Origin of the sequence: Pseudomonas sp. (assembly GCF_026224925.1) — a bacterium.
Lineage (GTDB): Bacteria > Pseudomonadota > Gammaproteobacteria > Pseudomonadales > Pseudomonadaceae > Aquipseudomonas.
Genome location: NZ_JAMFRV010000194.1, coordinates 1 through 9,095 on the forward strand (window position 1 = coordinate 1; position 9,095 = coordinate 9,095).

The following is a 9,095-nucleotide window of genomic DNA, read 5'->3' on the forward strand; positions in this document are numbered from 1 at the left end:
TGGCTGACCATGGCGCGGATGGTGCTGCTCCAGGACGAGATGCCGATGTGGTCTTGGGGCGACAGGCTGGTTTCCAGGTAGTGCGCAGCGGCAGAGCCAATGGCCTGTTTGATGCTCTCTTCGTTGCCCGGCTCGGTGGCTTCCACCACGATCACTTGGCGCACGTCATATTGCTGTTGCAGGCTTTTTTCCAGCTCTAGGTGCAGACCTTGGCGACGCATCACAGTGATTTTTACTACGCCTTCCTGTAATGCGCGGCGCAACGCGCGGCTGATAAAGGACTGGGACAAATCGAGTTGCGCAGAAATTTCTGACTGCTTGAGCCCTTCTTCGTAATAGAGGCTGGCAATCTTTGTTATCAGGCGCTGTTCTTCGATCTGGCTCATGAAGGCCTCAATAAATGACATCAATGCGTAACGTGCCGGCAAGGATACCAAACCGGCGGCGGGTCGTTACGACATGATCAGGCCGCCGTCGATGTTGATCGCCTGACCCGTCAAGTAAGCCGCGTCGTCGGACGCCAAAAAGGCTACCAGCCCGGCGACATCCGAAGGTTTGCCGGCGCGGCGCATGGGGATGTTCTTGACCCACTCCGCCATCAACTCGCCCTTGCCGTAGCGTTTTTCGTTGGTGCTGAGGATTTCACCCCACACCCGGTCGTTGTAGTCCCACATTTCGCTTTCGATGATACCGGGGCAGAAGGCGTTGACGGTGATGTTGTGTCGCGCCAGTTCCAGCGCCATGCTTTGGGTGATGCCGATCACGCCCATTTTGCTGGCGGCATAGTGCGGTGTGTAGATAAAACCCTGGCGGCCTTGGCCCGACGAGGTGTTGATCAAGCGTCCGCTGCCTTGCTTGACCATGTACTTGGCCGCTTCGCGACAACCGAGCCAGACGCCTGTGGTGTTGACCTGCAGAACCTTGTCGAAGTCTGCGCGAGGCATGCTGTCGAAGCGGTCAATGGTGATGATGCCGGCGTTTTGCACCGACACGTCTATGCTGCCAAACCGTTCGTGCGCCATCTTGTAAAGGTTCTGAATGTCGCCTTCGTCTGTGACGTCGACGGCCAGCGGCACGGCATTGACTGCGTATTCCGTGGCCAGTTGTTCGGCTACAAAGGTCACTCTTTGTGAGTCATTGGAGGCCAGCACAAGGTTGGCGCCTTCTTGGGCAAAGCGCTCCGCAATGCCCGCGCCAATGCCGCGACAGGCGCCAGTGATGATTACGGTTTTTCCGCTGAAACGTTGGGACATGAGACGGTGCTCCATTCAAATGGGCAGGCTGGCTTACCAGCAGACAAAACCACCATCGACCAGCAAGTCGACGCCGGTGCAGAAAGACGATGCACGACTCACCAGAAAAATCGCCGGTCCGACCATTTCTTCGACACTGGCCATGCGACCCATGGGCGTGGTTTGTTCGAAAATTTTCACCTGATCGGCGACTTCCGGACGTGAGTTCATCGGCGTCGCGGTGTAGCCGGGGCTGATGCAATTGACCCGCAGGCCTTTGTCCGCCCACTCCATCGCCAGGCTTTTGCTCAGGTGGATAACGCCGGCTTTGGAGGTGTTGTAGTGCGCCTGCAACAGCCCGCGATTGACGATGCTGCCGGACATCGAGGCGATGTTGACGATGGCGCCTTTGCCTCGCGGCAGCATGGCCGCGGCCTGCGCTTGGCAGCTGAGAAAAATCCCGGTCAGGTTGATGTCCAGGGTGGTTTGCCAGCGTTGCAGTTCGAGGTCTTCGGCGGCCTGCGCGTTGGCGATCCCGGCACAGTTGACCGCCACGCTCAGCTCGCCTAACTCAGCCTCGGTTCGGGCGACGGCAGCGTCGAGGGCGGCGCGGTCGGTGACGGTGCCGGCTAACGCCAAGCCACGGCGGCCCAAGGCTTGAATGCGTTCCACAGTGCTGTTAATTCCGGGGCTTGCTGGCAAGTCAAAGCACGCCACATCGGCCCCAGCTTCCGCCAAGCCGACAGCGATGGCCTGGCCGATGCCGCTGCCAGCGCCGGTGACAAAGGCGACTTGGCCTTCAAGACTAAAAAGATTCATGCGTGTCTCCATTCTTATTAATTAATACCTAACTCTGCGAATAACTGTGGGAGTGAATTCATTCGCGAATGCGATTTGTCAGTAATCACGATGTTGAATGTGCCGACGCCTTCCCGAATGAATTCGGTCCCACAGACGCTAAGCACGGGGTCAGGCATCACCCTCACGCCGTCGCCATTTCCATGACCGAAACCGGTGTGGCCTCGCCGCGATTCAGAATGCCCATCTGCCGGCCGCGACTCATGACCATCACCCGATGGGACAGCCCCAGCACTTCGTCAAGGTCGGAACTGACGACGATGACCGCCATGCCGGTGGCCGCCAGATCAGCAATCACCTCGTAAATCGCCGCCCGTGCACCGACGTCGATGCCACGAGTAGGCTCATCCAGAATGAACACCTTCGGATTGCGCGCGAGCCACTTGGCGATGATGACTTTTTGCTGATTACCACCCGACAGGTTGGAAATTCGTTGCTCCGGCGTGCCCTTGACGCCAAGTCGCGCCACGGCAATTTGTGCGAACTCGCGCAGCCGACTCGGGATCACCCAGCCGCGCTTGTCCAGCAGATCGGTGTTGCCATACACCAAGTTGTCTTCGATCCGATGCTCAACCACCACGCCCTGTTGTTTGCGGTCTTCCGGCACTAGCACCACGCCGGCCTGAATCGCATCCGAAGGCGAGCGCAAGCGGCGGATTTCACCGTCGAGCAGCATGTGTCCTTTGATGTCTTTCGCGGCACCGGCAATGGTCCGTACCAGCTCAGTCCTGCCGGCGCCGACTACCCCGGCAATGCCGAATACTTCACCTGCATGCACACTGAAGTCGATGCCGTGCAAGGCAAATTCACGGCAGCTCAAATCCTTGACCTGCAACATCACCCGCTCTTGCGGTGGTTGCAGGGTTGGAAAAATACGCTCCAGGCTACGGCCAACCATCTGCTCGACCAACTCACGCACAGGCACTTGAGCGCTGGCGTGCAAAGCAATTTGATGACCGTCGCGCAGCACCAAAATCCGGTCGGCGATCCGCGAAATCTCCTCCAGTCGATGGCTGATATAAATGAACGACACGCCTTCGGCCTTTAACCGTTCCACTTGCTGAAACAGCAGTTCGGTCTCTTCGCCACCCAATGCGGCAGTCGGTTCGTCGAGAATCAGCAGCCGCGCATTCAAGGTCAGCGCCTTGGCGATCTCCACCAATTGCTGTGCTGCAACGCTCAGTCCTTCGACCTTGCGCGACGCAGGTACCTTCAAGCCCAAGCGTTGCAACTGCTTCTGCGCCTGGGCTTCGATGTAGTCGCGATCCACCCGGCCATGACGCATCGGCAGGCGACCGACGAAAATGTTCTCGGCAATCGATAACTGTGGCAGCAGGCGAATCTCTTGATGGATCAGCCCGATGCCAACGCCCAGCGCCGCACCCGGCGAGGCGGGCGCATAGTCTTCGCCCAGCCAGGTCATGGTTCCCCCAGGCTCAGGTTGAACCACGCCGGCAATGATCGACGATAACGTCGACTTGCCCGCGCCGTTCTCACCGAGCAAGGCCAGCACCTCACCAGGGCGGATGTCGACGTTGATCTGCGCCAGCACCTGCACCGCGCCGTACGATTTGCCGATGTTGCGCAGACACAACACCGCAGCAGGCGGTATTTCCAGGCTGCGCGTCAGGCTGTTATCCAGAGCTGCTTGCATACCGACCTCGCGGAATCAGGGGTGTTGTTGCAGGAAAGGTGCGACGTTTTCCTTGGTGGTCAGTACGGCAGGAAGCAGTTGTTCCTTGGGCACCGGTTTGCCCGCTTTCAGGTCAATCGCCGAGGCGACGGCCATGCGGCCCATTTTCTGCGTTTGTTGGGTCATGGTCGCTTGCAGTACGCCGCTGGCCACGGCTTTCAGGCCGGCAACGTCACCGTCAAAACCAACCACCACCACTGATTGCGGCAGGTTGGCGACCTTTACAGCCTGTGCGGCGCCCAATGCCATGGCGTCGGCGCGACCGAAAAATACGGTGATGTTCGGGTCGCGTTGGAGCAAGTCCTGCGCCACGGCAAAGCCTTTATCCTGAGCCCACTCGGCAGGCTGTTCGGCCACCACTTTGAGTCCGGGGAATGCTTTCAAGCCTTCCTGGAAACCCTTGGCACGATCGTTCTCGGGCGTGGTGCCCAACTGGCCCTGCAGAATCGCGATTCGGCCCTTACCCTCGGTCACTTTGCCAACGTACTCGGCCAAGGTTTTTGCCCCAGCAACGCTGTCGCTGGCAATAAACGTATCGCCGGGCGCATCCGGCGCGTTGCGGTCGACGGCGATCACCGGAATGCCAGCTGCCTTCGCCGCTTTTACCGGAACCCCAGCGGCAGTCGCGCCGGCCGGGATGTAAATCAGCACGTCGATCTGGCGGGTGATCAAGTCTTCAATCTGGCTGACCTGCGTCGAGGAGTTGCCCTGGGCATCGACGGTGATGACCTTCACCCCGCGCGCCTTACCTTCGGCTTCTACCGACTGTTTGATCTGATTGAAAAAATCGGCCTGCAAGTTGGCCACGGCCAGGCCAATGGTCAAATCCTTGGCCCAGGTGGTACCGGCACTGACAAGGGTGGCGGCAGCCAAAGCAGTAGCAAGCAGCAGTTTTTTGGTCGTGAACATGGCGGTGACTCCTGATTTTATTGTTGGTGGGTGTCAGTAAGGTCAAGCGCAACGCGACAGCTTTAATGGGCAGTGTTGGAACGACGGCGCAGGGTGTCGATGGTCACGGCGAGGGCAATCACCACGCCGATCACTACTTGTTGGATAAACGGTGAAACGCCGAGCAAGTTGAGTCCGTTGCGCAGCACGCCAATGATCAGCACGCCGACCAATGTCCCGCCGATACTGCCAACGCCGCCGCTAAGACTGGCGCCGCCGATTACCACCGCAGCAATCGCATCCAGTTCCAAGGTCAGCCCGGCGCTAGGTTGCGAAGAATCAAGGCGGGCGGCCATGGTCACAGCAGCAATCCCGGCCAAGGCGCCGCTGATGGCGTACACCCACAGCGTAATGGCGCGCACTTTAATACCTGACAGCCGCGCCACTTCAGGGCTGCCGCCAATTGCATACAAGTTGCGGCCACCGGCACGAAAGCGCAGAAACACCCACGCCACCACCAGCAGAATCAGGAAAAGCCCAACGGTTGCCGACAGAAAGCCAAAGTGTCGGACCGTGGCCAGGCTGGTGAACCACTCGGGATAACCGACGATCTGCCGGCCTTCAGTGAGAATGTTCGCCAAACCACGGGCCACCGACATCATGGTCAGCGTGGCGATAAAGGCGGGGAGTTTTGCGTAGGAAATCAGCAGGCCAGACACCAGTCCTGCGAGCATCCCGGAGGCAATAGCGGCAGGAATTGCCAGACCTAGCGGCAAGCCCTGATCTTGATAGAGCCAGCCAAGCATCATCATCGAAAAGGCCAAAACCGAGCCCACCGACAGATCAATCCCGCCAATGACGATGACCGCAGTCATGCCGATGGCGAGGATGCCCAGCACCGTCACCTGATCAAGGATGTTCAAGCCGTTACGCAACGAAAAGAAGAATTCAGAACTGAAGGAGAAGACCAGCACCAGCAGGGCGAGTCCTATCAGCGGGCCGCCGATGTTGCTCGGCAGCAGTTTTAACAGCCGGGAGCGGCCGGAAGGTGGCTTGACAGCGGCCTGATGGACCGAGGCTTTGGCGTCCACGTTGTTCTCCTGACTTATTTTTGTTGGAGTTCAATTCAGGCTTGTGAATATTTATGCATGCCTGATTGTTAATTCAGATTCTAGTGCTGCCGAATCAAAGTCAAGTGCTTTAATTTTCTTCAAGCGTCTGTAGGGCGGTCCGAAAGACGGTTAAAACCTTCTGTTTAGAGCGCTTCGAGAGGTCCGAACGCCGTTGGTCCGAGGCCTTTTTAGCAGGATTTTGAGTTTTTTTGGATACGCGGTGGCTTGACGTCCTGAAGGATCGGCGTCTAAATAGAAATATATTGTCAGTGTTGAATAAATATTCAAATTACAGCATTGGACACTTTCACCCCGCGTGGTCAGCCTCAAAGGAGCCGCTGCATGAACGCTTTCCAGTACGACGCCCGTCAGATCAAAGAACAGGCACGCCTTATCCGGCGCAGTGTGATCACGCTTAACGCCGAGTCCCCGGCCGGTGGTCATACCGGCGCCGACCTCTCGGAAACCGATATCCTCGCCACCTTATATTTCCGCATCCTCAACGTCGGGCCCGAGCGTACTCAGGATCCGCAGCGCGATATCTACATTCAGAGCAAAGGTCACGGCGTCGGTGGTTTGTATTGCTGTCTGGCCCAAGCCGGCTACATTCCCACCGAGTGGCTCGCCACTTATCAGCACTTCAACTCGCATTTGCCCGGCCACCCGGTGCGGCAGAAAACCCCAGGTGTTGAACTCAACACTGGCGCGCTCGGGCATGGTTTGCCGGTGGCAGTCGGGCTGGCGCTGGCGGCGAAGATGTCCGGCAGCTCAAAGCGCATTTATGTGCTGACCGGCGATGGCGAGCTGGCGGAGGGCTCGAACTGGGAAGCGGCCATGGTCGCGGCTAAGTACGGCCTGGATAACCTGTTCGTGATCGTCGACAAGAACAAACTGCAGCTTGCCGGACTCACAGCAGACATCATGCCTCTGGACCCGCTGGACGTTAAATGGGCGGCGTTCGGGTTTGCTGTCAGTGAGTGCGATGGCAACGACGTGGCGCAGCTGATCGAGTCGCTGGAAACCATGCAGACCCACACAGGCGCGCCACAGGTGCTGATCGCCCACACCATCAAAGGCAAAGGCGTGTCGTTTATCGAGGCCAAACCCGAGTGGCACCACCGCGTGCCCAAGGGCGATGAAATCACGGCTGCATTGGAGGAGTTGAATCATGGCGAGTGAACATTTGGCGAGCGTCATGGTGGAAGCGTTTATCGCTGCCGTCGACGAAGGTCTTGATGTGGTGTCCGTCGTCAGCGATTCGACCTCCACCGCCAAGATAGGTCCATTCTCACAACGCTTTCCAGAGCGTTTGATCAACGTCGGGATTGCTGAGCAAGTGCTGGTTGGCGTCGCTGCAGGCTTGGCGCTGGGCGGCAAGATCGCAGCCACCTGCAACGCGGCACCGTTTCTCATCTCCCGCGCCAACGAGCAAATCAAAGTCGACGTTTGCTACAACCATGCCAACGTGAAAATGTTCGGCCTCAACGCCGGCACCAGCTACGGCCCGCTGGCGAGCACGCACCACAGCATCGACGACATCGCGGTGATGCGCGGCTTCGGCAATGTACAGATCTTCGCCCCATCCGACCCGCTGGAATGCCGGCAAATCGCCGACTACGCGCTGCGCTACCACGGCCCGGTGTACATCCGCCTCGATGGCAAACCGTTGCGTGAATTGCACGACCCCAGCTACCGCTTCGTCCCCGGTCAGGTCGACATCCTGCGCCAGGGCGCGGATGTGAGCATCGTGGCACTGGGCTCGGTGGTTCACGAAGCGGTAGACGCCGCCGCGTTATTGGCTGAACAGGGCATCGCCGCGCAGGTGATTAACCTGTCATCCATCAGGCCATTGCAGCGCGACGTTCTGCTCAGTGCGCTCAGCGGCACACGCGGCGTGATCACCGTCGAGGAACACAATATCAATGGCGGCGTAGGCAGTCTGGTGGCCGAAGTGCTTGCCGAAGCGGCGTTGGGTATTCCATTGATTCGACTCGGCATCGGTGACGGCGAATATGCCGCTGCCGGCGCGCGCGAACCCACCCGGGCCTTGCATTGCATCGACGCGGCAGGGATTGTGGCCGCGGCGATCCGGCTACAGTGAGCGCGGCTAAAGTGAGTCTGAGCATGGCTATTAATGAACAATCTCCGCTGATCTTGGCGATTGATGAAGGCACGAGCAACGCCAAGGCGGTGCTGGTCAACGAGCTAGGCCAAGTCATCGCCCGAGGCTCGCGAGCGCTGAGCATCAGCCATCCGCAAACCGGCTACTCGGAGCAAGACCCGCTACTTATTTGGAAAAATACCCTGGCCGCCATCGACGACTGCCTCGCGCAAATCGACCGCCCGATCAGCGCAATGGCCATCAGCAACCAGCGGGAATCGGCAGTCGCTTGGGACCGTGCAACGGGTACGCCGTTATCACCCGTGATCAGCTGGCAATGCCGGCGTTCATTGCCGCTGTGCAACCAACTGCATCAACAAGGCCATGCCGCCATCATCATGGCCAAGACCGGACTGGCGCTGGACCCGATGTTCTCCGCCGGCAAGTTTCGCTGGATTCTCGACCACCTCGAAAACGGTCACGCACGCGCCACTTCCGGTGAAATCTGCCTTGGCACCATCGACAGCTGGCTGCTGTGGAACCTCAGCGGCGGACGGGTGTTCGCCACCGACTACTCCAACGCAGCACGCACCCAACTGTTCAACCTGCACACCTGCGCCTGGGACGCCGAACTGCTGGAGCTGTTCGCCATTCCTGCCGCAGCCTTGGCGCCGATACAACCCAGCGCCGGCTTCTTCGCCGAAACCGCCGAATTTGGTCGACTAAAAGCCGGCGTGCCTGTGCTGTCCATGATCGGCGACTCCCACGCCGCGCTCTACGGCCAAGGCGGCTTTGCCCCCGGACTGGTCAAGGCCACACTTGGCACCGGCTCATCCCTGATGACCCCTATGACCGGCCCGATTGCATCCAGCTACGGCTTATCCACAACCCTGGCTTGGCACGATGGATCGGCCCCGACCTATGCCATGGAAGGCAACATCGTCCACACCGGCGCCGCCGTGCAATGGGCTTCGCGTTTGTTGGCCGCAGGGGAAACCCTTGATTCGCTGACTGAACAAGCTGCTTTGCTTCCGGATAATGGTGGCGTGTATTTCGTCCCGGCACTTTCTGGGTTGGGGGCTCCGCATTGGAAGGCTGAAGCTAGGGGGCTGATTTGTGGGCTGACCGAAGGAACTTCGGGTGCGCATATTTTAAGGGCGTCGTTGGAGTCGATTGGGTATAAGATTCGCGATGTGTTTGAAGCGATGGAA

At 59.0% G+C, this 9,095-nt stretch carries 9 protein-coding genes; 3 read left to right on the forward strand and 6 right to left on the reverse strand.

Annotated features, from left to right (window positions below; all coding sequences use genetic code 11):
- From M0974_RS08255 to M0974_RS08280, 6 genes are all read right to left on the reverse strand, one after another.
- On the reverse strand, positions 1–386 hold a 386-nt coding region (locus tag M0974_RS08255; protein WP_297835162.1), incomplete at its 3' end, for a sugar-binding domain-containing protein.
- Positions 387–452: 66 nt separating this feature from the next.
- A complete protein-coding gene (locus M0974_RS08260) occupies positions 453–1,253 on the reverse strand; it encodes a glucose 1-dehydrogenase (RefSeq protein WP_297835166.1) in 801 nt (266 codons plus the stop codon).
- Between the two features lie 33 nt (positions 1,254–1,286).
- Positions 1,287–2,051: an SDR family oxidoreductase gene (locus tag M0974_RS08265; protein WP_297835169.1), complete on the reverse strand. Its 765-nt coding sequence runs from the start codon at positions 2,049–2,051 to the stop codon at positions 1,287–1,289.
- Positions 2,052–2,214: 163 nt separating this feature from the next.
- On the reverse strand, positions 2,215–3,744 hold the full coding sequence (locus tag M0974_RS08270; RefSeq protein WP_297835172.1) for a sugar ABC transporter ATP-binding protein: 1,530 nt from the start codon (positions 3,742–3,744) through the stop codon (positions 2,215–2,217).
- Positions 3,745–3,759: 15 nt separating this feature from the next.
- Complete coding sequence (locus M0974_RS08275; RefSeq protein ID WP_297835175.1) at positions 3,760–4,692, reverse strand: sugar ABC transporter substrate-binding protein; 933 nt, start codon at positions 4,690–4,692, stop codon at positions 3,760–3,762.
- A gap of 62 nt (positions 4,693–4,754) precedes the next feature.
- Positions 4,755–5,762 (reverse strand): ABC transporter permease, encoded by a 1,008-nt coding sequence (locus tag M0974_RS08280; protein ID WP_297835178.1) that lies wholly within the window; start codon positions 5,760–5,762, stop codon positions 4,755–4,757.
- A gap of 363 nt (positions 5,763–6,125) precedes the next feature.
- Between M0974_RS08280 and M0974_RS08285 the strand changes: the two genes are divergently transcribed.
- The 3 genes from M0974_RS08285 to M0974_RS08295 form a co-directional block, all read left to right on the forward strand.
- A complete protein-coding gene (locus M0974_RS08285) occupies positions 6,126–6,962 on the forward strand; it encodes a transketolase (RefSeq protein WP_297835181.1) in 837 nt (278 codons plus the stop codon).
- A complete protein-coding gene (locus M0974_RS08290) occupies positions 6,952–7,884 on the forward strand; it encodes a transketolase C-terminal domain-containing protein (RefSeq protein WP_297835184.1) in 933 nt (310 codons plus the stop codon). Before M0974_RS08285 ends, M0974_RS08290 begins: the two co-directional genes overlap by 11 nt.
- Positions 7,885–7,913: 29 nt before the next feature.
- Positions 7,914–9,095, forward strand: a 1,182-nt coding sequence (locus M0974_RS08295) for an FGGY family carbohydrate kinase (RefSeq protein WP_297835187.1), incomplete at its 3' end; no start/stop codon positions are given.

What these genes read in the sequence shown, in the direction of transcription:
- M0974_RS08260 (WP_297835166.1), bottom strand. Translation starts at nt 1,253, where the DNA reads ATGTCCCAACGTTTCAGCGGAAAAACCGTAATCATCACTGGCGCCTGT.
- M0974_RS08265 (WP_297835169.1), bottom strand. Translation starts at nt 2,051, where the DNA reads ATGAATCTTTTTAGTCTTGAAGGCCAAGTCGCCTTTGTCACCGGCGCT.
- M0974_RS08270 (WP_297835172.1), bottom strand. Translation starts at nt 3,744, where the DNA reads ATGCAAGCAGCTCTGGATAACAGCCTGACGCGCAGCCTGGAAATACCG.
- M0974_RS08275 (WP_297835175.1), bottom strand. Translation starts at nt 4,692, where the DNA reads ATGTTCACGACCAAAAAACTGCTGCTTGCTACTGCTTTGGCTGCCGCC.
- M0974_RS08285 (WP_297835181.1), top strand. Translation starts at nt 6,126, where the DNA reads ATGAACGCTTTCCAGTACGACGCCCGTCAGATCAAAGAACAGGCACGC.
- M0974_RS08290 (WP_297835184.1), top strand. Translation starts at nt 6,952, where the DNA reads ATGGCGAGTGAACATTTGGCGAGCGTCATGGTGGAAGCGTTTATCGCT.